This window comes from Rhodoferax sp. RT5P35 (genome assembly GCF_056521385.1).
In genome coordinates this window covers 195,709-221,333 of record NZ_JBWMAX010000007.1, presented here as the reverse complement: position 1 = coordinate 221,333, position 25,625 = coordinate 195,709, and the positions used below count along the sequence as shown (strand labels likewise).

Here is a 25,625-nt window from a genome sequence, read left to right as displayed (position 1 = left end):
GTTGCCCCCTGCAAGGGGGTTGGCGAAAAGTGCGTAGCGCTGCAGCCTGGGGATGCGCCAATATGACATATGCAACATAGCCGTTGTCCCGACGACACAGGTAAATACGGCCTAAGAGTGCAAGATAGCAACATGTCCTCTTTGCAAAGTTCCACTCCCTTGCCCGAAGCCAGCTTGGTGATCCACGCCGCTGCCGACCCGGCCGTGCGCGGGACGCTATTCACCGCGCCACTGGAATGGCTGCACTGGATGCGCAGCCTGTACGCCCCACCGCTTCCGCCCAGGCCCGATGGTCCTTTGCGTCTGCACATTGATAACCTGCAAGGCCAGCGCGTGTTCACTGCTGACGACGCGGGGGCGCTGGTCACACTGGCGCTGCCCGTGGGCACCTACAACGTGACAGCCGTGCTGGGCACCCTGTGCCGCGGCTACACCCTGACGCTGGTAGAAGGCGTGCCAAGCGAGTTGTACTTGTGCCCTTCCCTGTGTAATAGCAGGTAGGCACCTTCTGTTTTATAAAGAAAATTGGCCTCTAGCGCATATACCACGTGCGCTGGTAGCTCTTATTCTGATAGCGGCATGAACTGCTCCGCCAAACTGGCGTGCATGGCAGCACCCAGGGGCAGGATGGCATCGTTGAAGTCGTAGCGGCTGTTGTGCAGGGCACAGCTGCCGGGGCCGTTTTCAGTGCCCTGGCCGATGCGCATGTAGGCACCGGGTTTGACCTGCAGCATGAAAGAAAAGTCTTCCGAGCCCATGCTCGGGTCCAGGTCGCGCACCAGCTGGGACGATCCGACCAGGCCCTCGGCAACCCGCATCATGAACAGCGCCTCGGCCGTGGTGTTGATGGTGGGCGGGTACAGGCGCTCGTACTTCACCGAGGCCGTCGCGCCAAAACCCAGGGCCACCGCACCGCACAGCTCGGTGATGCGCCGCTCGATCAGGTCTTGCACCGCAGGGTTGAAGGTGCGCACCGTACCCACCAAGGTGGCCTTACCCGGCACCACGCTCATGGCCCCCAGGTCGCCCGCCTGCACGGCGCAGATGCTGACCACCCCGCTGTCGATAGCGCGGATATTGCGCGACACCACGCTCTGCAGCGCCGTGATGGTATGTGCAGCCACCAGCACCGGGTCAACATTTTGGTAAGGGTGCGCGCCATGGCCGCCCCGGCCGGTGATCTCGATGGTGACGCGGTCAGACGCCGCCATCATCGCGCCCGTATTCAGGCCGATGGTGCCGGGCCGCATGTGGGGCCAGTTGTGCATGCCAAACACGGCCTGCACCGGGAAGCGCTCGAACAGGCCGTCGTCGATCATCGCCTTGGCCCCGGCGTAGCCTTCCTCGCCGGGCTGGAAGATCAGCGCCACGGTGCCGTCGAAGTTGCGCGTCTCGGCCAGGTAGCGGGCAGCACCGACCAGCATAGCGGTATGTCCGTCGTGGCCACAGCCGTGCATCAGGCCGCCCTTGGCCGACTTCCAGGCGAAGTCGTTTTGCTCGGTCATGGGCAGCGCGTCCATGTCGGCGCGCAGGCCGACCATCTTGCCGCTGGTGTTGGACCGTCCCCGGATGACTCCCACCACGCCGGTCTTGCCAATGCTGGTATGCACCTCGTCCACACCGCACAGCCTGAGCGCCTGGGTCACGCGCTCTGCCGTGTACACCTCTTCATAGCCCAGTTCGGGGTGGGCATGCAGGTCGCGGCGCAGCGCCGTCAACTCCGGGTGAAACTGGGCAATGTGCGCAAACGCGCGGCCATTGGCTTGGAGCAAGGGTGTCGACATGAAAAGCCTAAAACGCTGAGGTGCCAAAACTGTACAAGCTTTGGCACCACGCCCTGACCAGCGCGGCTAAAAACCCCGCAAGTCGTCTACCGGCTGCAACAGCTTGCCGCCCAGCACCACCTCCAGCGTGCGGGTGATCACGTCGATGTTGTTGTCGAAACTGCCGTGGTCGGCGGCAATCATCACATTGCTGGGGTCGGCGCGGCGGGGGTCGGCCAGGGCGGTGCAGACTTTATCGGCGGTGATTTCCACCAACCGCCCCGCGCTCTTGAGCTTGGCATCCAGCACCGCGCGCCGCCACACGTTCAGGCTCTCGTTGGTGCTGGAACTGCCGTCCCAGCCGCCATCGTCGGTACCGTAGACCTTGGCCATGCCGGCGATGGGCGTGCGCAGATCGGTCTCCAGCGCGCCCGATACCAGGTACAGCAACGACTTGCGGTAGATACCCGCCACGCTGTCGGCACGCTCCCGCGTGTCGGACAGTATGTCTATGTACAGCCGCTCCATGATTTTTTTGTTGCTGGCATAACACTGGTTGGCAAAGGCCACGCTGCAGGCCGGTGCGTACAGGTGGATGGAGTTGATTTTCTCGATCGCCACTTGGCGGTAGGCCACACCGTCGAGCATGTGGCCTAGCAGGATGGAGCCCGCAGAATGACCGGCCAGGTGGATTTCCAACTGGTCACCCCAGGTGTCCATCAGCTGCTGCAGGGCGCGGATGATTTGCTCGCCGCCGCGCCGGGTTTCAAACGCCAGCTCGGCGACATCCTTCATTTGGGTCCAGATCGGGCGCACCAGGCCACGGCCGATGGTGGACTCGATGGCCAGGTCGGTCTTCTCGGTCACCTTCTCGGCAAGCTCGTCGAACCAGCCACCCGCCAGCCCCGGCTCCTGGCGGCTTTGCTTGTGCAGGATGCCATTGATGGATTCCAGCAGCCCGGTCTTCCAGACCAGGAACAGCGGGTAGCAGCCGTTGGCCTCGAAGTGCCGCCCCATGGCACGGGCGCGCTTGATGGCATCGCCCTCGCTGTTGAGGCCGCCGTGGGCGTAGATGACGATGCGCTTCTTGCCGTCCAGCGGGCCGTGGGCCGGGTCGCGGAACCAGGCGTTGGGCAGCTCACAAACCTGGTAAGCCAGGGTGCGGCTGAGCGCGTCTTCGGTCAGGTAGCGGCTGACGCGGCCATCGTCGCCCAGCACCACACTGTGCTGGTAGGCCTGGTCGGCGCTCCACCACAGGCTGGTGTTGACAGCGCCCGCCCGGCCCGCGCTGTTCGCGCCACCCGAGGCCGTGACGCTGATGCGCCCTTCCACCACGCCGGGCACGCCCAGCGCTACCACCCATGCATCCATGCCGTTGGCCAGCCAGTCGGCATAACCCAGCACGGCAAAGCCGCCCATGCCGAACTGGGCACCCCAGGAGTTCTGCACGATGAAACCCTGGGCGTTGAAACCCACCAGCGCAAAAGCATGGCCACCGCCTTCGGCCGGGCGACCATCGAAGGCGATCAACGGAATATCTTTGTGCCCGCTGGGGACCGCCTTAGTGGTGGGCACGTCGTGCCAACCGTCGTGGGTCAGGGCTGACACATACACCGCGCCCACTGCCTGGATGGCGGCCTGCAGGTCGGTGATGGATTGCAGGGCGATGCGGTAGTAAACGCCCAAGGTCTGGTCGGTGGCGTTCTTGGCGAAGCCATAACGGGGTTGCGGGTCATTCTTGCGCCAGTACGCGTCCAGGCAGACACCGTGGTTGAACCAGCCCTTGAGCGCGCCCCGGCAGCTGGACCCACTGTAATCTTCGCCCGCGTATTCGTCGTAGCGGCGGGCGTAGCTGTAGAGCATGCGCGGGCTGACGGAATCGATTTTGGTCTTGTCGTCAGCCTTGTACCAACGCAGGTAGTTGACCACGCAGGCCAGGCCGTAGCCGGTACAAGCACCTTCGTTGCCCTGGTCCAGGATCAGGTCTGCAGCGGTGTAGGCGGGGAGGTATTTTTTTATGTCGGCATCGATAGGGTACGCAGCCTGCAGGCCCAGCGGGGGCGGTTGGTAGGCCCGGTCTTTCAGGTCGATGGGGTCTTTGCGCACCTTGAGCTGGCGCTCGGCACCCAGCCGGGCAGGCGCGGTCTTGGCAGCGGCACCCGCACCCGCACCCGCACCCGCACCCACGGTGGGGGTTTGGGCCGCGGGCCCGGCAATCTTGCCCGCCCGCACAAACACGTCCTTGAAACGGTCGAGCCCGTGCGCACCGCCGTTGACCAGCTTGCGAGCCGCAGCCAGATTGCCGGTAGCCAGCGCCGCACGGATGGGGTCGGCCTTGTCGGCCAAAAACCGGGCCAACAGCAGCGCAGCAATCTCGGGAGCATTGGCCAGATCAGCATTGCTGGCCTGCGCCACGCCCAGGTCGATCTCCAGCGCTTTGCCGTAACGGGTGTAGTTATCGCGCCCGGTCAGTTGCACAAAGCCGCGCCCCTTGAAACGGGCACCGTCGCCCGGCTGGGTATTACCCACGCGCTTGCCCGGCACGGTGCCCGGCTCGTACAAACCAAACGGCATGCCGCCTGGCGCGGTATTGAACTGCGACTGGAACTCTGAGATCGGCAAAAAGCCTTCGGTCTCGGCGCGGATGCTGCCCAGGGCAGTGCACACCATGGGCCAGTCGGTCAGCCCCAGCGCGTCCAGCGCGGCGGCCACGTAGGGCAGGTAGCGGGCGATGTTGGCGGGTTTGGTGGCCGGGAACAACTGGCGCACCAGCTCCAGCGTCAAGGGAACGTCAAACTTCGGGGCCGGGCGCAAATCCAGCAGCTGCAGGCAGTACGGCCCTACCACTCCATCGGCCACCAGCCCCACACCCGACTGCCAGCGCCGGGCGGCGGCCTCCACATCGACCGTCATCTCGCTGCCCTGGTCCAGGCCCGGAAAGGCCTGGGCATCGTCGCCCAGCTCTTTGGACAAGGCCGTGCGCATTTTTTGCACCGCAGGGCCTTGGCTGCCCCGCACCAGAAGATAGTCCATGTGTGTCTCCTTGTAGGAAGACTTGTGATTGTGGGCACGTAGGCCGTTGGCGGCATCCTCCTTTTAGGGGACAGATCAGCGCATGCGGCTGACTTCCAGCTCGGTCACGCCCGCCGCCTGGTGGCCCCAGGCGCTGCGGATGTGGGTCAGCACAGCGGCGATGTCGGCATCGTTGAGCACCAGCACAAAGGGCGGCATGCCAAACGGGCGCGGGTTGCCAGCGGTGGCCGGGGCAAAGCCGCCATTGCGCACCATTTGCACCAGGTTTGCCGTGCTGGCCATGGTGACGGCGCGGTTGCCAGCCAGCGGTGGGTAGGCACCGGCCACGCCCTGGCCTTGGGCACCGTGGCATTGGGCGCAGTGTTGCTCATAGAGCTTCGCGCCGCGTTCGGCATTGCGCGGTGTGGTGGGCACAGCGCGCGCAGGCTCGACCGGGGTTTGCGGCAAGGCCTTCAAGTAGGTAGCCATGGCGGTCAAATCCTGGGGCGTGAGGTACTGGGTGCTTTGCTGCACCACCTCGGCCATGGGGCCCAACACCGTGCTCTGCGGAGCCTGGCCGGTTTGCAGCAGGCGCACGGCATCTTGCAGCGGCCAGTCGTGCACGCTGGCCTCTTGGGTGGAGGTAAGCGAAGGCGCGTACCAGTTTTGTACCGGAATCAGCCCGCCCGCCAGGTCTAGCCTGGTGTCCGTCGCACCCAGGGCGTTGCGCGCGGTGTGGCAGGCACCGCAGTGGCCCAGGCCGCGCACCAGGTAGGCACCGCGGTTCCACTCTGCCGACTGGGCCGGTTCGGGCTGGAAGCTGCTGGGGCTGAAGTACAGCGCGCGCCACACGGCCAGGGCCGCCTGCTGGTTGAACGGCCAGCGCAGCGCGTGCGGTGTGGTGGGCTGGGCGGTGGCGGGCAGGCTGTGCAGGTAGGCGTAGAGCGCATCCGAGTCGGCACGGGTCACCGTGGTGTAACTGGGGTAGGGAAAGGCCGGGTACAGCAGCCGCCCGTCTTTGGAGCGGCCGTTGTGCAGGGCACGCCAGAACTCTGCCGACGACCAGCTGCCGATGCCGGTGCGCACATCGGGCGTGAGGTTGCTGCTGTAGACCGTGCCAAACGGCGTGGCTATGCCGCGCCCGCCCGCGTACGGCGTGCCGCCCCGGGTGGTGTGGCAGGCCGCGCAGTTGCCCGCACGGGCCAGGTAGGCACCGCGTGCCAGCAACTCGGGCGTGGCGTTGGGCGCAGGCACAGCGGCCGACAGGTCCGGCTCGTCGCGGGTGTTCAGCTGCCACACCAGGACGGCCATGGCCAGAACGAAAACGCACAAACCAAGGACGATTTTCTTCATGGCGCACTCCCGCAGGCTACCGCCTTGGCACCCGGCAGCAAGGCGGGCAGCGCGGTCGCCGGATGGGTGTTGGCAGGCAGGGGCTGGGCCGCCAACCAACTGGTGGCGGCGTTGACCTCGTCGGGGCTGAGCTGGCGCGCTACCGTGCCCATGCAGTCGGGTGCGTGGGCCCGGCGCTGGCCGGTGCGCCAGGCCCCCAGCTGCGCGTTCAGGTAGTCGCGCGGCAGGCCCAGCAGGCCAGGGATGTTGGGGGCCACGCCGGTGAGTGCTGTGCCGTGGCATTGCACGCAGGCGGGAATTTGCCGCGTGGCATCGCCCTGCTGCACCAGCGTCTGGCCCCGGCGCAGCACTTCAGCCGTTACGTTGACAGGCTGGGGCGCGGGATACGGCAAATCCAGCTGGGAGAAATACTGCGCGATCTCCAGCAGGTAAGCATCGCTGAGCGGATCGACCATCTGCACCATCAGCCCGTAGTGGCGGCGGCCGTCGCGGAAGTTGAGCAACTGGTGGTACAGATAGCCCGCCGGTTTGCCCGCAATGCGCGGGTAGTAGCCGTCGCTGGCGGCGCGGCCCTCTTTGCCGTGGCAGGCGGTGCAGGCCTGGGTGCGCTGGGCGATGCTGTCTTCAAACGGGGCTATCCATGGTGGGGCGGCTTGGCTGGCGGTGGCGGCAAGTAGGAGCAGGGCAGTAAAGAGTTTTTTCACCAGGGGGATCATGCCGCAGTGCGGGAGTTTGGGACAGCGCCTGCAGCCAGGGGTTGCACGGGATAAATTAATAAAAATTTATAAAGAATAGGTCTCTAGCGCATATAAATAATACGCTACTTGCTATTTTTTCAATAGCAAGCAAGGTGTAACGCGGTGTAGGCCTGCCTGGTCTCAGTCTGCCTGGTGTTTTTGGCTGGAGCCGCGCGCGCTGGCGACCGGATACTTCTCGGCATTCACCAGCATCTTGCGCCGCGCGGACTCCAGCAGGTCGATGTCCAGCTTGTCACAGAGCTGCAGCAGGTACAGCAGCACGTCGGCCGCCTCGGCGGCGACTTCGGCTTTTTGCGGCGCGGGCAGGCTGCGGCTCTGGTCTTCGGTCAGCCACTGAAAGTGCTCCAGCAGCTCGGCCGCCTCCACGCTCAGCGCGGCGGCCAGGTTCTTGGGGGAGTGCAATGGCGCCCAATCGCGCGCGGCAGCAAAGTCGCGCAGGGCTTGGGTGAGGGAGGGGATGGTGGTCATGGTGGGTTCTGGGCCTAACTTTCACGTAAAGGGAGCCAAACAATAGGCGCGGATAGATGGCGCAGCCACACGCCAGGCTCGGGCTCGGCACGCACCGCCGCCTTAAAACCCGCGCGGTACCAGGGGTTGGCAAAGCCCATCACCTTGTCATCCACGGGCACCAAATCCAATTGCATGCGCTGCCAAAACCACCGAAATGGTGGTGTGTTGTTTTCCATGGTCTGGCGAAAACCCCTGGCTACCAGCTCTTGGGTCACCAGGTGGTAACCCGCCAGTGTGGCGACTTCCACAATCGCATCCACATCCTCCGTGGGGCGAATGTCCGCCAAGGCAGGCTGGCCCATCAACAGCCCGGTCGCGCAGCCCCCGACAAACACCACGCGCTCACGCAACGGCCCGAGTGCTTGGGCCATGGCGACCAAAAGGCCCAGATTGGGATTAGCCATGCGTGCTGGCCCCGCGCTTATCTGCATCGGACGGGTGGATCAAGGTAGGCAAACGCTGGGCCGCCATGCCCCGCTCTCGCGCCCGACCTATGCGCAGGGCATCGAACAACGCCAACATCTCGTACAAGCGCGCATCCTGCATGGCGGCATAGGGCACGCTGGGATGCAGAGGCAACAGCCCCGTGCCGCGCACGCTGCCCTCCGGGTGGGGCCACACGTAGTCGTCGGACCCCGGCGCGAACACCCCGGCAAATGCCGGTGCGCTGTGGCTGGTGGGCACGCCCACCGTGGGGCCAAAGGTATCGGCAGAAAACGCATATTTGGCGCCATGCAACGCAAATTCCGCCAAATTACGCAGGTGGGCGCGGGCCGGGTTGCCCGCCGCCGCATCGGCCACCGCCCCGGGCGGCGCACGCCGAGAGCGTTTTGGTAATAAATAAATTGCTTCTGGCGCCCGGATCCCAAGCGGTGCTTCGGGCAAGGCAAACATACGGTTGTCCAGCAAAAGCCCCGCGTGCAAACCCCGTTTCACACAAGCGTGCGCCTCGGAAGCACTCAAACCAAGAACGAGTGCCAGACTGGCGTATGTCCACCGTTGGTCAACCCATGCCACCAGCTTGAGGGCCACCAAAAAATCTTGCGGTTTGAGCTGCATTATTTAATATTCGCGATTCAAGAATATTGAATATAGCTAAACCCAACGAAAAATGCAAGCGCCGTGCAGCGCATGGGCTTGGAATCAAACGTGGCCCGAGCGCCCCCGCACCACCAACTCTTCATACCCCGTTGCCACATCCAACTCGCGCGCAAACGCCCATTCGGGCAACAGTGCCAGCAGCACCTCCGCCGTGGTCCGCACCATGCAGCCCGCTGCCACATGCCCGCCCAGCACCGCTCCGGTCGCGGTGGACAGCGCCATGTGCAGATGCGAACTGCTGCGCACCCCGTCAAACGCCACGGTGCCCGACAGGCTGAGGATTTCCATGTCCCCCACCAGCCGCTGCGGCTGCTCCGCCCCGGCGAACCGCAGCCCGGCGGTAGACAGGCTGCCGATGCCCGACAGCACAAAAGCCGCCTGGCAGTTGTGGCTGCGCACGGCGGCTTCCAGGGCCTGGCGCAGGTCTTGGCCGGGGGTGAGGCGGATGGGGAGGGTTTGCATGGGATTTATAAGAAATAGGCCGCTAGCGCAGGTAGCACTTTCGCTAGTAGCTATGATTTTTGAAGCATATATACCCAGTGCGTCGCGAATTAACCGGGCAACGCGTCCATGGCCTGCAACTCTTTCAACGACCGGCCTTGCCGGTCTTTCCACAGCATGCGGCCATTGGTGCTACCTCCCAGCACGGTATCGGACGCAGCCGAAGGCGCGCTGAACACATAGTCTTGCATGAAGCGGTACGTACTGCCCTCCAGCAGCAGCACACCGTTATGGATGAGGTCCTTGCGCAACTCACTGGTGCCGCGCATTTGCTCGAACGTAGGGGTTACATCCACCACCGCACGCGAACCTGCCTTGACCACAAAACCCTGGCTGGACTCGTAGCCCTGCGCTTCAACGCCTTTACCTTTGCAAGTCAGCACGGCAAGCGATTTACCCACCGGCGCCCCCACCTGCTCAAACGCATGTACGCCCAGCACCGGCAGCATGCCCACCATGTTGTCCAAAAACACCAGCATGTCGGCCCGGTCGGCCTCGCTCAGCGCGGGCTCGGCAGGCTGGTTGCGGTTGTCCAGCGGCAGGCGCTTGGCGGCTTTAGCCAAACGCAACAGTTGGGCTTCCAGAAACTGCACATGCGCCTTGTTGAGCTGCCCAGGCGTAGCGACGAAGCAGACGGCGCGGGTCCAGAAATCTTTTTCCAACTGGTGCTTTTCCAGCCGTGGGCAAATGGGGTCGCCCTCTCCCACATAGAGCATGTCGCCCTCGCCGTCCGAGCGCGGCCCGAGCAGCAGATAGACACCTGTTTGGTTCAGCTCGGCGCGCTGCTTGACCTGCGGCAGCAAGGCACGCGGAAACACCAGCGCCTTGCCGACCCAGTTGGAACGCTCGACCAGGCGCAGGCCATCGGGGTCACCATCGGCGACGAAGATACGCAGAGAAAAGGAGTTAGACATTGGCCGCCTTCGCCTTTTTCTTCAAGGTGGTGTAGACCTTGTGCAACAAGTCCTCTACCGCAAGCTTGCGAAATTCGCCGTCTGCCATCAGCTTGCCAAAGATCTCCTCATTGCCCTCCATCCGATCAATCACCAAGCCTTCAAATGCCTTCTCGAACACATAGCGGAAGTCTTCTTTCGAGTTGTTTTCGGCGGCCTGCATCAGCGTATCGCTTTCGATGGCTTCTTCCTGGATTTGGTCGAAGAACAGCTGATCAGCTTGGGTGAAGTCGGTACCAAAGCGTTCGTTGAGCAGGTCGATCAGTTCAGACAAGCGGATAGACGGATCGTCTTCCCCGGTACCCACATCACTGGGCCCTTTAAGAGGCTTACCGTCCCCGGTTGTCAGGTCAATCCGGCCCTCGCCAATTTTCTGCAGCCGGTAGTACTGCAGCTCCACCTCTTCATCCAGATGCACCTCGCCGCCACCTTCACGCCGAGGCAATTTGGTTAACAAGAAGCGCAAGTAGGTGTAGAGCCGCTCCAGGTCTGAGTCTTGGTATGGAATCACCTGCGACATAAACGCATAGAGATTGCGAAAGTTCACCAGCAGCGCTTTGATTTCCTCGCGCTCGTCGTCGCTGAGCTCTTTGAATCTGTCTACCGCCTGGTCCAGCACGCCATTCATGGCCGCATGGTCGTTGACGGAGTGTTTGCGAACCGGTTTGAAATACACCGCGCAAAAAGCCCTCACCTCTTCTTCAAAAACCAGCCCAGTCTCTTCAATCTGGTGGTGCAGGCGGTACAGGTGCTGCGCGTCGGTCAACGGCTCGGTGGACGTGTCTTCAAAGTAGGGCTTAAACGCCTTAAAGATTTCTTCCGGCGTATTGCGAAAGTCCAAGATAAATGTGTCTTCCTTACCGGCGCAGCTGCGGTTCAGGCGCGACAAGGTTTGCACGGCTTGCAAGCCGGTCAGCTTGCGGTCCACGTACATGGTGTGCAGCAGCGGTTGGTCAAAGCCGGTCTGGTACTTCTCGGCCACCAGCAGCACCTGGTACTCGGCGCTTTCAAAATTCCCGGGCAGCTCTTTTTCCTTGATGCCGCCATTCATGCCGACTTCGGTCAGGTTCTTGCCAGGGAAGCGCGGGTCTTCTACCGAACCCGAAAAAGCCACCAGCGTTTTGACATCGGTGTAGCCCTTTTCGGCAATGTAGGCATCAAACGCAAGTTTGTAGCGCACCGCATGCAAGCGGCCTTCGGTCACCACCATGGCTTTGGCCCGGCCACCAATTTTGGGCCGCACATGGGTGCGAAAGTGCTCCACCATCACTTCGGTCTTGGTGCGCAGGTTGACCTCATGCAGGGTCAACGTGCGTGCCAGCGCACGGGCCGCCTTCTTGCGCTCGACATGCGGGTCATCATCGCCCACCTGCACCAGCCGAAAGTAGGCCTCGTAGGTGATGTAGTTGCGCAGCACATCCAGAATGAATTTTTCCTCAATCGCCTGGCGCATGGTGTACAGGTGAAAAGGCGACTCGCCGCTAGAGCCGGGCTCATCAAACACCTTCTTGGTCTTGTACTTGGGCGTGGCAGTAAAGGCAAAAAAGCTCAAATTGGCCTGCTTGCCGCGTTTGCTCATTTCGCGCACAACGCCCGCCAGTTGGTCGGCGTCCTCGTCATCTTCCACATCCAGCCCATGCTCTTGCGCGTAGGTCGCCGCTGCTTCCTCAATGCGGTGTGCGTTCAGCACACCTTTAAGCTCCATGGCGTTTTCGCCCGACTGCGAGCTGTGCGCCTCATCCACAATCACCGCAAACTGCTTGTCTTGGGTGTCGATGGCAATGCCGGAGTGGTTTTCCTGGCGCAGCTTGTCCAGCGTCTCGGTAATGAACGGGAACTTTTGCAGCGTGGTAATTATGATTGGCGTGCCAGAGGCCAGCGCCTGGGCCAGTTGGCGTGTGTCCTCGTTGATCTTTTGCACCACGCCTTGCTTGTGCTCAAACTGGTAAATCGTGTCTTGCAGCTGCGTGTCCAGCACCTGGCGGTCGGTCACCACAATCACCGAATCAAACACCTTTTTGTCCTGCGCATCGTGCAGGCTGGACAAGCGGTGCGCCAGCCAGGCGATGGAGTTGGACTTGCCCGAACCCGCAGAGTGCTGCACCAGATAGTTATGCCCAGGCCCCGCAGCTTGTGCGTGCGCCACCAGTTTGCGCACCGCATCCAGCTGGTGGTAGCGTGGGAAGACCATGGTTTCTTTGCTGATCTTCTTGATCCCGTCGTCGGTGAGGATGCGCTTTTCTTCCTCTTGCAAATGCATGAAGCGGCCCACGATGTCCAGCAGGCTGTCGCGCTGCCACACCTCGCGCCACAGATAGGCGGTGCGGTAGCCCCCATCGGCGGCAGGCGGGTTACCCGTGTGGCCGTGGTCACCCAGGTTGAAGGGCAAAAAGTGGGTTTTGTCGCCGCTCAGGCGCGTGGCCATAAACACCTGGTCCTGGTCTACCGCAAAGTGCACCAGCGTGCGTTTTTTAAATTCAAAAAGCAGCTCGCGCGGGTCGCGGTCGCGCTTATATTGCTTCTTGGCGTCTTCCACCGTCTGGCCCGAGATCGGATTTTTCAGCTCTACCGTGGCAATCGGCAGACCGTTCAAAAACAGCACCAGGTCCAGCGACTTGCTGTGTGCCTCGCTGTAGTAAAGCTGGCGCGTCACGCTCAACACGTTGTGGCCATACAGCGACAGCGTATCGGGGTTCATGGCGTTGCTGGGTGCAAACACCGCCACGCGCAGCTTCTTGCCATAGCACTTGAAGCCCTGGCGCAGCACCTTGAGCATGCCTTTGGTGTCCAGCTCTTTGGCTAGGTGATCCAGCACCACCTTGGGCGTTTCGTCTTGGTGAATGGCGTGTAGGCTCTGCCACACCTTGCGCTGGGTGGCTTGGATGAAACCCAGCACCAGCACCGGGTCCAGCGCCAGTGCCTTGTCATAGCGACCTGCGGCCGGGCCGCTGCGGTAATCCACCAACGCAAAGCCGCCATCATCGCGGGTCAGGCTGTCCACAATGGCATCTTCCAGCCTGGCTTCGGTGTGCTTTTTCATGGGCGTCAGGCGTGGGCCGGAATGGTGACGTTGCGCACGTCGATCTTGCCGGTGGTGGCAGCGGTGATGAGGGCGGAGCGGTATTCAGTGAGGCGGGTGATGGCGGATTCAGCTATATCAAGTAATCGTCGAATATGTTCTGTCGCTATGCCGAGTCGTTCAACGATGGCAGCTTGTTCTGCAAGCGGCGGCTGAGGAAAGCGATACCGACGCAACTTCTCAGCTGTGAGATGGGCAATTGTTGAATTCCCCTCCTCATTAAAAACGCCTGTATTTGCAGCCCACAACATTGTGTAGAAGATGAACTGGGGCGATTCATCAGAGGTTGTAGCCCGCAGCCTGTGAAGCGCCTTTTGAAAGCCAATTACGCTGGTTTGTGCACCAACAATAGCTGCGCGGCCTACTTCACCGCCTTCGCACACCAAGACATCACCCTCCTCAACTGCGTAACGGCTGTACTCCTGAGGGGCAATATCCATTTCAGGCAAATCTTCAAAATTTATGTTCCCCCATTGAACGTCAACATTTCTCAGATAGGGGGTCAGGTGTTGCTTGGTTATCTGCTTTTCGTCAAGCATCTTTCCCAACTCGACTTTGTACCGCAATGCTAGTGCGGGGAGTTTCCAATGCGCTGGTATGTCGCCCAGCCACGCAATCCCCGAATCGCGCGTAGGTGCATCCGGGTTCAGGCCCTTGGTCACGGCTTGGGTGATGACGGCCAGGCGCTTTTCTTTGAGCTTTTGCAGCAGCGCTTGCTTCTTGGCAATCAGCGCGTCGATCTGGCTGGTTTTCCAGTCGAGGAAGGCGGCGATTTGATGTTGTTGCTCCAATGGCGGGTAGCCAACAAGCGTATCTAAATACAGCACGGCATCGAGATTTTGAATACCGGTAGTCTGTTTAATGGCTGGGTAGTTCAGTTTTCCCGCGTAAAGACTTGCATGCATGTAAGCCCAATAGCGCGGTGACTGATGCTGAGCCACAGGCATTCGCGCAACAAAGTTTGAGCAAACTGCGTTGAATTCATGGTCGAAATGAACAACACAGCCAACAAGCTGCTTTTCGCCTCCACCGGACTTCTCAATCAATAAATCGCCACGCCTTAGCTTTCTAGACTCCAGCTGTTTTGGCTCAATTGCCCGGATCGTAAGAAGGTCAGTCGACACGGTGTAATTATCACGATTGAAGTCTGCCACCCGCAGGCAAACAGCATCGTCTATACCGTCCGGCTCTTCACCCCAGACGCCATTGAAACAGCCATCTACAGACCATTTCAACCGTTTGACGACCCACTCCTGAGGAATATCGCCAAGCCACAGGATGCCCGTTTTTTGATAATTCGGATATGGCGCGACCTTCACTTCTTATCCCCCGCCTTCTTTACCCGCTTCACTGGCGGCAACGCCTTCAGTTCCTTCGCCACCCGCTCAAAGTCGACATCCACCGTGCGCGGCAGTGCGTCCTGTTGCTTGCGGTAGTCGGCGTACTCCAGTTCCGCCTTGGCTTTAGCATCCGCCGCAGATATCTGGCCGAAATGGTCCAGCAGTTCGCGGCCCGAGATTTTCAAGAACTCATCCAGCTTGGTCAGCCAGTTCAGCATGGTCATCGGCTTACGGTCCAGCGCCTGCAGCTCGGCGTATTCGATGTAGAGGCTGACGATGCGGTTGAGCATTTGCAGCTCGTCGGCAGACAGGTAGTTTTTGGCTACCGCCACATCTTCCTTGCGCACCACGCCGCCGGGGCGGGTGGTTTGCAGGCCCATGAAGGGCTGGCTGGCATCGGCGCGCTGGTGGATGATTTCGGCGGCAGTGTGGCCGTGGGTGGCCCAGTGCATTTTGTTTTGGACGGTGGCGAAGAACTGTTGGGCCAGCTCGGTATCAGGGGCGTAGTCCACGCTGGTGGCGTAGATGTCGAGCACCTTTTGGTAGAAGCGCCGCTCAGAGCTGCGAATGTCGCGGATGCGCGCCAGCAGTTCGTCAAAGTAGTCGGTGTGACCAGGGCCGGGCGGGTTCTTGAGCCGCTCGTCATCCATGGCAAAGCCTTTCACCAGATATTCGCCCAAGCGGGCGGTTGCCCATTGGCGGAACTGGGTGCCCCGATGGCCACGCACGCGGTAGCCCACGGCCAAAATGGCCTCCAGCCGGTAGTGGCGAAGCTGCCTGGAGACAGCCCGGCTGCCTTCCTGGCGAACCTGTAAGTAATCCTTACAGGTTGCGGCCTCTTGCAGTTCGCCCTCTGCGTAAATGGCCTTCAGGTGCAGGGTGACGTTTTGCGGAGTGGTTTGGAACAGTTCGGCAATTTGCGCCTGCGTGAGCCACAGCGTCTCGTTCTCCAACCGGCATTGGATGCGGGTTTGACCGTCTTCAGTTTGGTAGAGGATGAAGTCGCTCATGTCGTCACGTCTTTCAACATGGCCATGATGTCTTGTTCCAGCGCCAGGATGTCGGCCTCAATGGCCTCCAGCGGCCGGGGTGGCTCGTATTCGTAGAAATGGCGATTGAATGGGATTTCATAGCCCACTTTGATTTTGCTGTGGTCTATCCAGGCGTCCGGGCGGTAAGGCAGCACCTCGGCGGCCAAGTAGGCCTCGCAGTGGGCTTGCACCAGTTTCAGCAGAGGCGCTGTGTCTACCTTGCCTTTGTTCTTTTTACCCTCGTAGTCCAGCGGCAGGGGCAGTGTGATGCCGGGGGGCAAAGGCACGCTTTCGGTGTCGCGCAGGTCGGCGTCAGGTTCGGGCTGGCCCTTTTTGTCGCGGCAGATTTCCGCGCTGGGGTCTTTTTCGCCCAGGCTACCGGGGGCCAGCAAGGCGGCTTTGAGCTTGCTGTCCAGATCCAGGTCTGCGCGGGCGAACGCGGCAGTCAGCAGCTTGTCGAACGCGGGGCGGTCTTTGACGGTGTGCCCGTCGCGAAATGCGGGCTGCATGCCGTCCAGCACGGCCAGTATGGCGGCTTGGGCGGCTTTGCCTTGCAATACCTCGGCCTCGATCTGGCCCTTGTTTTTGCGCTTGCGCGACAGGGCCAAATCCCAAAATACATTGGTTTGCTTGAAGCCCGCAACGCGCGCATCGGTGACTGCGAAATTCAGGCGCAAGGGGCGCTCTACGGTGATCTTGAGAAAGCCGAAGTCTTGGTTGTTGAATATCTTGCTGACCACCAAGCTCTTGGTCTGGTCGCGCTTGGGGTCGATATTGGTTTGTATATCGGCCACGGTGTGGCGCACGTTGTCGGCAAAGTCGCCATATAGACGGGTGAGCGCGGCGATGTGGTCGGGCGTGCCGTCGGTACCGTCGCCCATGCGCTTGCGCTTGTTGCCCAGGCTTTTTTTCATCTTCCAGGCGAAATCGGTGCCGTTGATGAGCTGTACCTTGCCCGCGCGCTGGGCGGTTTTGCGGTTGGTGACGATCCACACGTAGGTGTAGATGCCGGTGTTGTAGAACAGCTGGTCGGGCAGGCCGATGACGGCTTCAGCATGTCGTTTTCAATGATCCAGCGGCGGATATTGCTCTCACCGCTGCCCGCGTCGCCAGTGAATAGCGGCGAGCCGTTAAAAACAACGGCAACGCGCGAGCCTTCGCCGCCCTTGCTGGGCGCAGGCTGCATTTTGGAAATCATGTGCAGCAGGAAGAGCAGCGCGCCGTCGTTGATGCGCGGCAGGCCGGGGCCGAAGCGGCCACTAAAACCAAACGTTTCGTGCTCCTTGGTCACAAAGTCTTTTTCGGGCTTCCACTCCACACCAAACGGTGGGTTGGCCAGCATGAAGTGGAACTGCTCGCCAGGGTGACCATCACCGTCGGCCACACCGTCTTTGGGTTTGCCGGTGCCCAGCGTGTCGCCAAAAACGATGTTTTGCACATCCTCGCCTTTGATCATCAAGTCAGAGCCACAGATGGCAAAGGACTCGGGGTTGTACTCCTGGCCAAACAGGCGCACGTCGGCGCTGGGGTTGAGCCCGGTGTCGGGGTCGACGATGACTTTTTCAGACTCCGACAGCATGCCGCCCGTACCGCAGGTGGGGTCGTAAATCTTGATGAGCTTGGCTTTGCGGTAAACAAGGTCGTCGTGCGTGAACAGCAGGTTGACCATGAGCTTGATGACTTCACGCGGGGTGAAGTGGTCGCCCGCCTCTTCGTTGGCTTGCTCATTAAAGCGGCGCACCAGGTCCTCAAACAAGTAGCCCATGGCGATGTTGGGAATGGTGTCGGGGTGCAGGTCTACCGCTGCAACCTGTTTGACCACGTCAAACAGGCGGTTGGATTCTTCGAGCTTTTCAATTTCTTCGTGGAACTTGAACTTCTCGATGATCCTGCGGGCACGGCTGGAAAAGCCCGCCATGTAATTTTCCAAGTTGGCGGCCAGCTTGTCTGGGTCGCCCAGTAGCAATTGGAAAGTGAACTCGCTCGTGTTGTAGAAAGAGAGGCTAAATTTGTGCGTGACCATTTTCTCGATGGTCACTGCGTCGTACTTGGCCTTGCCATCTTTACCCGTAGCCTCTTTAAGTTGCTTGTGGTACTTGATGACAGCGCCTTTGCTGGCCTCCAGCACGCAGTCCAAGCGCCGCAACACGGTAAGCGGAATCATCACCCGGCGGTATTGCGGTGGGCGGTAGGGGCCGCGCAAGAGGTTGGCAATATTCCAGATGACGTCGCCGTGTTGTTTGAGGGCGTCGAGGTTTTTCATGGGTAAACGGTCAGAAGGAATCAAAGTAAATACGAGGCGGCTACGAGGCAGATGCGCCACACGACAAATGGAGGCACGGACGTGCAATGCACTCCCTTTGGCGGCCATTCTAGAGCCTGCTCCAGCTCTAAGATTTCACAAACAAAAATAGCCGCTAGCGCAGGTCTCACCTACGCCAGCAGCTATATTTTTGATAGTCAACTGCCCTGCCTGAAACCCGGACCGCCGCAGGCCCTACTTCGGCTGCGCCGCCTTGGCCGCCATCGCCTTCGCCAACCCACCCCACTGCGCGCTGAACAGCCCCGCGTCCATGGTTTTGACGTTCTTCATGATCGGCTTGAAACCCATGTGCGCCAGCACGTCGCGCTCCAAATCCACACCCGGCGCGATCTCGGTCAGCTCCAGGCCGTCGGTGGTGAGCTGGAACACGGCGCGCTCGGTGACGAAGAGCACTTCCTGCTGGCGCACTGCCGCATCGTGGCCGTTAAAGGTGATCTGCTCGACCTTCTCGATGAACTTGCGCGATTTGCCTTCTTTGACGATGGTGAGCTGGCCGTCGGCCACTTTCACCTGCAGGCCACCGGCGGTGAAGGTGCCGCAGAACACCAGCTTCTTGGTGGCGCGGGTGATGTTGACGAAGCCGCCGCAGCCCACCGGGCGGCCGTTGAACTTGCTCACGTTGACATTGCCCCAGTTGTCGGCTTGGGCCAGGCCCAGGAAGCTGGCATCCAGGCCGCCGCCGTCGTAGAAGTCGAACTGCAGCGACTGCTCAATGATGGCCTCGGCGTTGTAGGCCACGCCGAAGTCGCCCAGCTGCGCGGGGATGCCACCGGTGATGCCGCTCTCGATGCTCAGGGTGAGCTGGTCGGACACACCCTCTTCGGCGGCCACCGACGGCACCCCGGCGGGGATGCCGATGCCGAGGTTGGTGATGGCACCGGGCCTGAGTTCCATGGCAGTGCGGCGGGCGATGACCTTGCGCTCGTCCAGCGCCATGGGCTCCAGCGAGCTGGTGGGCACGCGCACGTCGCCGCACAGGGCCGGGTTGAACTGGGTGGCGATGGTCTGCATGTGGTTTTCGGGCTGGCTGACCACCACGTAGTCCACCGACACGCCGGGGATCTTCACCGCCTTGGGGTGCAGGCTGCCCGCTTGCACGATGCGCTCCACCTGGGCGATGACGATGCCGCCGCAGGCCTTGGCCGCGTGGGCGATGTTGATCTGCTCCAGCAGCACGCCCTCTTTGTCCAGCGTGATGTTGCCGTTTTCATCGGCCAGCGTGCCGCGGATGATGGCTACGTCGATCTTCGGGCTGGGGTAAAACAGCCATTCTTCGCCCGCAAATTCCACCAGCTTCACCAGGTCTTCGGTGGACTGGCTGTTGAGCTTGCCACCTTCAATACGCGGGTCCACAAAGGTGCCCAGGCCCACCTTGGTCAGCAGGCCGGGGCTGCGGCTGGCAATGTGGCGGGTGAGGTGCGACAGGCTGCCCTGCGGGAAGTTGTAGGCCTCGACCTCGCCCGCAAACACCATCTTCATCATCTCGGCACCGGTCTGGCCGAAGTGGCCTGCGATGGTGCGCTTCATCATGCCAGGGTGGGCAAAGTGAACCATGCCTGCATCCTTGCTGTTGCCGATGGCACCGCAGGCCCAGGTGGTGAGGTTGCGCGGGTGGCCGGTGTCCAGAAAGGTCTGCTCCACGCCTTTGAGCACCTCCTCGGGCAGGCTGGTAACGGCCAGGCCGCCCAGGAAGATGGTGGCGTTGTCTTGGATAAGGGCGCCGGCTTGGGCGGCGGTGATGATTTGCATGGGAACCTTGTTACTGTAATTACTATTAATTTGATAGCTACTTGCATAGATTAAATCTACGCAAAAGCCTGATTTGGCTTAAAAAACTCAAGCCTCGGGGTTTTCAATCAGGAGTGCCATGCCTTGACCGCCGCCCACGCAGGCGGACGAGATGCCATAGCGCAGCCCCCGGCGGCGCAGTTCGCGGGCCAGGGTGACGGTGAGGCGCACGCCGGTGGCTGCCAGCGGGTGGCCCAGTGCAATCGCGCCGCCGTTGACGTTCAGCTTGTCGCGGTCCAGGCCCAGCTCGCGCTCCACCGCAAGGGTTTGCGCGCCCTGGGCTTCGTTGATCTCAAACAGGCCAATGTCGTGCAGTTGCAGGCCGCAACGCTCCAGCAGGGCGCGGATGGCGGGTGCAGGGCCGATGCCCATCAGCTCGGGTGGCACACCTACGGCGGCGGCACCGCGCAAGCGGGCCAGCGGCTGCAAGCCGTTTTTCCGCAAATTTTTTCGCACGTAAGCATCGCTGGCGACCAGCGCGGCCACGGCACCATCGACCAGGGCCGAGCTGTTGCCTGCGGTTTGCACGCCGCCGGGGTAGACGGTGCGCAGGCCCGCCAGGGCTTCGATGGGCGAGGGGCGCGGATGGGTGTCGCGATCCAGCTGGGCCACCTTGCGCGGCAATTGGATGCCCCGGGTGGCGTAGCCGGGCAGTTCAAATTTCTCGCTGGTGACGGGCACGATTTCACCCGCCAGAAAGCCATCGGCCTGGGCTTTGAGCGCGCGCTCGAACGACAGGGCCGCATAGGCATCCACATCGGCACGGGTGATGCCGTATTTCTTCGCCAGGTTCTCCGCCGTCTCGATCATGGTGACCGGGCCTGCGGTGTCGGTCAGGGCTTCGATGAGAAAGTCTTTGAACTCCACCGGCGCGCCCAGCCGGAAGCCGCTGCGGTGGGTGTAGGCGGCAATGGGGTTGCGCGTCATCGACTCGGTGCCCACCACCAGGGCCAGCTCGGCATAGCCCAGGGTGATCTGGTCGGCCGCCTGGCGGAACAGCTCAAAGCCGGTGCCGCAAATGCGCTGCACCAGGATGGAAGGCGTGGCGATGGGCACCCCCGCGTACAGGCCGATGTGGCGCGGCAGCACAAAGGCATCGAAGTCGGCCTGCGCCATGGAGCCAGTGACGACCGAGTCCACATCGGCCGCGGGCACCCCGCTGCGGGCGAACACGGCGCGGGCCACCTTGATGCCCATGTCGGTAGGCGACACACCGCCCAGGGGGCCGCAGTAGTCCACCAGCGGCGTGCGCAGGCCGTCCACGATCCACGCGTCTAGTTGGGCTGAAAAATGTGGCATGGCTTAACCCTTGCGGCTGTCGGTGACGCGCAGCACCGTGGCATAGCCACTGTCGCCCGCAGCGCAACCGGTGAACAGACCCACGCCGCCGCCGCGCAGCACCAGCTCTTCAATCAGCTCGATGGTGGCGCGCAGGCCGGTGGGCGCTTGCGGGTGGCCCCAGATGATGGAGCTGCCATAGTTGTTCATCTTTTCCCACGCAAAGCCGGTGTCGCGGGCCAGGGCGATGTCGTTTACCGCAAATGGGTTGTGGGTCTTGATGGCGTGGATATCGCTGATCGACAGCCCGGCGTTTTTCAAGGCCTTAAAAGCAGCGGGCGACGGGGCCATGGGCATGTAACCAGGCTCCACGCGGGCCTGGCCGAAGCCCAGGATTTCCACTTCGATGTTTGGATTCAAGGATGCGGCGCGGGCCAGCTCCCGCGTGGTGACAATGGCCCCGGCATTGCCGTCGGCCGGGTGGGTTTGGCCGCCAAAGGTCACCGTGCCGCCCGGCAGCACCGGCTTCAGCTTGGCCAGGCCCTCGGCAGTCGTGGGGAAGATGCCTTCGTCGGCGCTGAGCACACCGGTTTGCTTGCGGAACTTGGAGTCACCCAAAGGCACATCGGCCATGTAGCGCTTCTGAAACGCCCGGTCGTCGGCCAGGGCCTGCTGGTACTGGCCGTAGCGGTGCAGCTTCAGGTCGTGCTGCTCGGCGGTGCTGATGCCGTAACGCGCGGCCACGTTTTCGCCGGTTTGCAGCATGGGGTTTTTGGCGTAGGGGTCATGGCCCATGTTGTCAGGTACCCAGTGCTCGGTGGTGCCGTAGCCACCGGTGCCGGACGGGTCGGGGTAGTAGACCACCGGGCCGTTGGACTGGCGGTCGGCCATCACCAACAGCGCGCTGGTGGCGGTGCCGCACTGCACTTCCTGCGCGGCCATTTGCAGCGCCCGCACGCTGGTGGCGCAAGCCTGTTGGAGGGTGGGCCCGGCCACCCGGTCGATGCCCATCAGGCCGGTGACATACGGCAGGCCATAGAAGCTGCCTTTTTGCGGATTGGTCAAGCCCAGGATGGCCAGGTCAATCTGCGCCATGTCAAAACCGCGCGCGGCCAGGGCCTGCTTGCCCACCGTGGCGGCCAGTGGCAAGGCGTTCAGGTTGGCCAGTGAACCCTGCCATTTGGCAAACGGGGTGGACCAGTAAATTCCGTAGGGAATGTATGCAGACATCAACAAGCTCCTGGATGCAGACTGCATCAATTTAGTTATTTATCATAACTAAATTGAGGTATCGAAAAGCTAGGGAAAGCACCTACGATAGACGCCTGAATCTACCTTGTTTTAGTTATTTTTCATAACCATAATCCAGCCAGACGAAGACCACACCATGACCACACCACATTCCGATATTTCCCTCGACATCTGCGGCGACGACCAGGAAATTGCCGTCATCCGCCTGATCCGCCCGGCCAAACGAAACGCGCTGAACGACAGCCTGATCCTGGCGCTGCGCAACCTGATCGACGGCTTGCCCAGCAGCGTGCGGGCGGCGGTAATCGACGGTGAAGGCCCGCACTTTTGTTCCGGTTTGGACCTGAGCGAGCTCAAAGACCGCGACGCGGGCCAGGGCCTGCTGCATTCCCGGATGTGGCACGCCGCACTGGAGCGCGTGCAATTCGGCCCGGTGCCGGTGGTGGCGGCGCTGCATGGCGCGGTGGTCGGCGGCGGGCTGGAACTGGCCAGCGCCTGCCACATCCGCGTGGCCGATGCATCCACCTTCTACGCGCTGCCCGAAGGTTCGCGTGGCATCTTTGTGGGCGGTGGCGGCGCAGTGCGCATCCCGCGCCTGATTGGCACCGCCCGCATGACCGACATGATGATGACCGGCCGCGTCTACAACGCCGAGGACGGTGAACGCATCGGCATGGCCCAGTACCTGGTGCCCGAGGGCCAGGCTTTTGCCAAGGCGCTGGAGCTGGCCACCCGCATTGCCCAAAACGCACCGCTGACCAACTACGCGCTGATGCACGCCTTGCCCCGCATAGCCGAACAACCGGCCGACCAGGGCTTCCTCACCGAAGCCATGATGGCTGCGATTGCCCAGAGCGCGCCCGAGGCCAAGAAGCGCGTGCGCGCCTTTCTGGACGGACGGGCCGCTAAAGTCCAGAAAGCGTAATCGCCTATGTCCGCCCCCACCTACCGCCCCCTGCGCTTCGGCGTGACCCATGTCACCACCCGTGACACGCCCAACGGCGTGCGCTATGTGCGGGCCACGCAAGACCTGCAGCCCTACCCCACCCGCCTGACCGACCGGCTAGCGCATTGGGCCCACACCACGCCCGACCAGACCTGGATGGCCCAGCGTGTGAAAAACGCCGACGGCAGCCTGGGCGACTGGCGGCACATTTCTTATGCCGAGGCCTGGCAGTCGGCACGCAACATCGCACAGGCCCTGCTCGGCATGCCACTCAACGCCGAGCGCCCGGTGGCCATCCTGAGCGAAAACGACCTGGACCACGCCCTGCTGGCCCTGGGCTGCCTAGTGGCCGGCGTGCCGCACTGCACCGTGTCCACCGCCTACAGCACCATCAGCCAGGATTTCGACAAACTGCGCCATGTGGTGGGTACCCTCACCCCCGGCCTGGTGTTTGCCAGCAGCGGCGAACGCTTTGCCCGCGCCATCACCACCACGGTGGCGGCCGATGTGCCCGTGGTACTGGGCAGTGGCAGCATCCCTGGCCGCGCCACCATCCCGTTCAGCGATCTGCTCAACACCCCGGCGACAGCGGCCGTGGATGCCGCGCACGCTGCCATCACCGGCGAGCACATTGCCAAATTCATGTTCACCTCGGGCTCGACCAAGCTGCCCAAGGCAGTGATCGTGACGCACGGCATGTGGAGCGCCAACCTGCAGCAGATGAACCAGTCCATACCCGTGCTGCACGAGGAACCACCAGTGCTGGTCGACTGGCTGCCCTGGAACCACACCTTTGGCGGCAACCACAACTTTGGCATCGTCATCTACAACGGCGGCACGCTGTACCTGGACGAAGGCAAGCCCACGCCCAAGGGCATGGCCGAGACCCTGCGCAACCTGCGCGAGATTGCGCCCACCATCTACTTCAACGTACCCACCGGATTCGAGGTGCTGGCCGAGGCGATGCAGAACGACGATCTGCTGCGCAAGAACCTGCTGAGCCGGGTGAAGATGTTCTTCTTCGCCGCCGCCGCGCTGTCGCAGCCCATCTGGGATTCGCTGTTTGCCAGCGCCGAGCGCGAAGTGGGCGAACGCATCGTGATGAACACCGGACTGGGCATGACCGAGGGCACGCCCTACTGCATCGGCGTCAATAGCACCAACGTCAAGGCAGGTTACATCGGCGTACCTACCCCAGGCCTGGAGCTGAAACTGGTGCCTGTAGACGGCAAAACCGAGGTGCGCTACCGCGGCCCCAACATCACCCCCGGCTACTGGCGCAACCCCGAGGCCACCTTTGAGAGTTTTGACGAGGAAGGCTTCTTTTGCTCGGGTGACGCAGTGCAATGGATCGACGAAAACGACCTGCACCAGGGCCTGAAATTTGACGGCCGCATTGCCGAAGACTTCAAGCTCAGCACCGGCACCTTCGTCAGCGTCGGCCCCATGCGCGCCAGGATCGTGGCCGCTGCCGCCCCCTATGTGCAAGACGCGGTGCTCACCGGCATCAACCAGAAAGAACTGGGCGCACTGCTGTTGCCCACCGCCGCCTGCCGCAGTTTGAGCGGCCTGCCCGACACCGCCAGCATGGCCGAGGTGCTGCACAGCGCCCCGGTGCAGGCCCACTTCCAGACCGTCATCAACACCTTGGCCGCCACCGCCACCGGTAGCGCCACCCGCATTGCACGCGCCCATCTGCTGGCCGAGCCACCCTCGCTGGACAAAGGCGAAATCACCGACAAGGGCTCGATCAACCAGCGCGCCGTGCTACAGCACCGCGCCAAACTGGTCGAAGCCCTGCACGCCGACACCCTCAGCCACATCCTCAAACCGACCGGACCCGCAGCATGAATATTTCAGGACAATCCGCCCTCGTCACTGGCGCCGCCTCCGGCCTGGGCGAGGCCACCGCCCGCGAACTGGCCCGCCTGGGTGCCAAGGTGGCGGTGCTCGATGTGAACATGGCGCTGGCCGAAAAGGTCGCCGCCGAGATTAGTGCGGAATTTGGAAACGGCTGCGCCGTGGCTTGCCAATGCGACATCACCAATGCCGACAGCGTGACCGCCGCCATCGACAAAGCCGCCGCCACCCATGGCCCGGCGCGCATCTTGATGAACGTGGCTGGCATCGGCGGTGCCAAGCGCGTGGTGCAAAAAGACGGCAGCGCGGCCCCGCTGGACGCGTTTGCCAAAGTCATTGCCGTCAACCTCATCGGCAGCTACAACATGACCCGGCTGTTTGCCGCCGCCTGCGCCCGACTGGCACCGCTGGACGGCGGGGAGCGCGGCGTGATCATGTTCACCGCGTCGGTTGCGGCGTTCGATGGGCAGGTGGGCCAGCAGGCCTACAGCGCGTCCAAGGGCGGGCTGGTCGGCATGACGCTGCCGATGGCACGCGACCTGGCGCAGTACGGCATCCGCGTCTGCACCGTCGCCCCCGGCCTGTTTGCCACGCCGCTGATGCAGGAACTGCCCGAGGCGGTGCAGGCATCGCTGGCTGCATCCATCCCTTTCCCATCGCGCCTGGGCAAGCCGTCTGAATTCGCCGAACTGGCAGCCCATGTGGTAACCAACGGCCACCTGAATGGCGAAGTGATCCGCCTCGACGGCGCGTTGCGCATGGCACCCCGTTGAGCCAG

At 62.2% G+C, this 25,625-nt stretch carries 19 protein-coding genes and 2 pseudogenes; 4 read left to right on the top strand and 17 right to left on the bottom strand.

What is annotated here, in order from left to right; genetic code table 11:
- Window positions 1-132 precede the first annotated feature (132 nt).
- Window positions 133-501 carry a hypothetical protein gene (locus tag AC097L_RS13370; RefSeq protein ID WP_479586919.1) on the top strand — a complete coding sequence of 123 codons (369 nt, stop codon included), beginning with the start codon at window positions 133-135 and terminating at the stop codon, window positions 499-501.
- A 62-nt stretch (window positions 502-563) separates the two neighbouring features.
- Here the strand turns inward: AC097L_RS13370 and AC097L_RS13365 are convergent, their stop codons facing one another.
- The 17 genes and pseudogenes from AC097L_RS13365 to AC097L_RS13285 form a co-directional block, all read right to left on the bottom strand.
- Window positions 564-1,784: a M20 aminoacylase family protein gene (locus AC097L_RS13365; RefSeq protein WP_479586918.1), complete on the bottom strand. Its 1,221-nt coding sequence runs from the start codon at window positions 1,782-1,784 to the stop codon at window positions 564-566.
- 66 nt (window positions 1,785-1,850) lie between these two features.
- The gene (locus AC097L_RS13360; protein ID WP_479586917.1) at window positions 1,851-4,796 is read right to left on the bottom strand and encodes a C1 family peptidase; all 2,946 of its coding nucleotides are present in this window, start codon (window positions 4,794-4,796) and stop codon (window positions 1,851-1,853) included.
- Between the two features lie 75 nt (window positions 4,797-4,871).
- Window positions 4,872-6,128, bottom strand: a complete 1,257-nt coding sequence (locus AC097L_RS13355) for a c-type cytochrome (RefSeq protein WP_479586916.1) — start codon at window positions 6,126-6,128, stop codon at window positions 4,872-4,874.
- Window positions 6,125-6,844 (bottom strand): c-type cytochrome, encoded by a 720-nt coding sequence (locus AC097L_RS13350; protein WP_479586915.1) that lies wholly within the window; start codon window positions 6,842-6,844, stop codon window positions 6,125-6,127. Before AC097L_RS13350 ends, AC097L_RS13355 begins: the two co-directional genes overlap by 4 nt.
- Window positions 6,845-7,006: 162 nt before the next feature.
- On the bottom strand, window positions 7,007-7,354 hold the full coding sequence (locus tag AC097L_RS13345) for a nucleotide pyrophosphohydrolase (protein ID WP_479586914.1): 348 nt from the start codon (window positions 7,352-7,354) through the stop codon (window positions 7,007-7,009).
- Between the two features lie 14 nt (window positions 7,355-7,368).
- Window positions 7,369-7,800 (bottom strand): hypothetical protein, encoded by a 432-nt coding sequence (locus AC097L_RS13340; RefSeq protein WP_479586913.1) that lies wholly within the window; start codon window positions 7,798-7,800, stop codon window positions 7,369-7,371.
- Window positions 7,793-8,290, bottom strand: a complete 498-nt coding sequence (locus AC097L_RS13335; RefSeq protein WP_479586912.1) for a hypothetical protein — start codon at window positions 8,288-8,290, stop codon at window positions 7,793-7,795. The genes AC097L_RS13340 and AC097L_RS13335 overlap by 8 nt, the downstream gene beginning before the upstream one ends.
- A 249-nt stretch (window positions 8,291-8,539) precedes the next feature.
- On the bottom strand, window positions 8,540-8,959 hold the full coding sequence (locus AC097L_RS13330) for a PPC domain-containing DNA-binding protein (protein ID WP_479586911.1): 420 nt from the start codon (window positions 8,957-8,959) through the stop codon (window positions 8,540-8,542).
- An 89-nt stretch (window positions 8,960-9,048) separates the two neighbouring features.
- On the bottom strand, window positions 9,049-9,912 hold the full coding sequence (locus tag AC097L_RS13325) for a GIY-YIG nuclease family protein (RefSeq protein ID WP_479586910.1): 864 nt from the start codon (window positions 9,910-9,912) through the stop codon (window positions 9,049-9,051).
- Window positions 9,905-12,991 carry a type I restriction endonuclease subunit R gene (locus AC097L_RS13320; protein ID WP_479586909.1) on the bottom strand — a complete coding sequence of 1,029 codons (3,087 nt, stop codon included), beginning with the start codon at window positions 12,989-12,991 and terminating at the stop codon, window positions 9,905-9,907. Before AC097L_RS13320 ends, AC097L_RS13325 begins: the two co-directional genes overlap by 8 nt.
- A 5-nt stretch (window positions 12,992-12,996) precedes the next feature.
- The gene (locus AC097L_RS13315; RefSeq protein ID WP_479586908.1) at window positions 12,997-14,349 is read right to left on the bottom strand and encodes a restriction endonuclease subunit S; all 1,353 of its coding nucleotides are present in this window, start codon (window positions 14,347-14,349) and stop codon (window positions 12,997-12,999) included.
- The gene (locus AC097L_RS13310) at window positions 14,346-15,380 is read right to left on the bottom strand and encodes a virulence RhuM family protein (RefSeq protein WP_479586907.1); all 1,035 of its coding nucleotides are present in this window, start codon (window positions 15,378-15,380) and stop codon (window positions 14,346-14,348) included. The genes AC097L_RS13315 and AC097L_RS13310 overlap by 4 nt, the downstream gene beginning before the upstream one ends.
- Window positions 15,377-17,664: pseudogene (locus tag AC097L_RS13305) on the bottom strand (type I restriction-modification system subunit M). The gene AC097L_RS13310 and the pseudogene AC097L_RS13305 overlap by 4 nt, the downstream one beginning before the upstream one ends.
- 234 nt (window positions 17,665-17,898) lie before the next feature.
- Complete coding sequence (locus AC097L_RS13300; protein WP_479586906.1) at window positions 17,899-19,473, bottom strand: acyl CoA:acetate/3-ketoacid CoA transferase; 1,575 nt, start codon at window positions 19,471-19,473, stop codon at window positions 17,899-17,901.
- Between the two features lie 87 nt (window positions 19,474-19,560).
- Entirely contained in the window at window positions 19,561-20,811 is a 1,251-nt protein-coding gene (locus tag AC097L_RS13295) for a thiolase family protein (RefSeq protein WP_479586905.1), read from the bottom strand.
- A gap of 3 nt (window positions 20,812-20,814) precedes the next feature.
- On the bottom strand, window positions 20,815-21,192 hold the full coding sequence (locus AC097L_RS13290) for a hypothetical protein (protein WP_479586982.1): 378 nt from the start codon (window positions 21,190-21,192) through the stop codon (window positions 20,815-20,817).
- A gap of 99 nt (window positions 21,193-21,291) precedes the next feature.
- A pseudogene (locus tag AC097L_RS13285) lies at window positions 21,292-22,020 on the bottom strand (thiolase family protein); the annotation flags it as partial.
- A gap of 157 nt (window positions 22,021-22,177) precedes the next feature.
- Between AC097L_RS13285 and AC097L_RS13280 the strand changes: the two are divergent.
- The 3 genes from AC097L_RS13280 to AC097L_RS13270 are packed head-to-tail and all read left to right on the top strand — an operon-like array spanning window position 22,178 to window position 25,620.
- A complete protein-coding gene (locus AC097L_RS13280) occupies window positions 22,178-22,966 on the top strand; it encodes a crotonase/enoyl-CoA hydratase family protein (protein WP_479586904.1) in 789 nt (262 codons plus the stop codon).
- A gap of 6 nt (window positions 22,967-22,972) precedes the next feature.
- On the top strand, window positions 22,973-24,838 hold the full coding sequence (locus AC097L_RS13275) for a feruloyl-CoA synthase (protein WP_479586903.1): 1,866 nt from the start codon (window positions 22,973-22,975) through the stop codon (window positions 24,836-24,838).
- Window positions 24,835-25,620: an SDR family NAD(P)-dependent oxidoreductase gene (locus AC097L_RS13270; protein ID WP_479586902.1), complete on the top strand. Its 786-nt coding sequence runs from the start codon at window positions 24,835-24,837 to the stop codon at window positions 25,618-25,620. Before AC097L_RS13275 ends, AC097L_RS13270 begins: the two co-directional genes overlap by 4 nt.
- Window positions 25,621-25,625 lie beyond the last annotated feature (5 nt).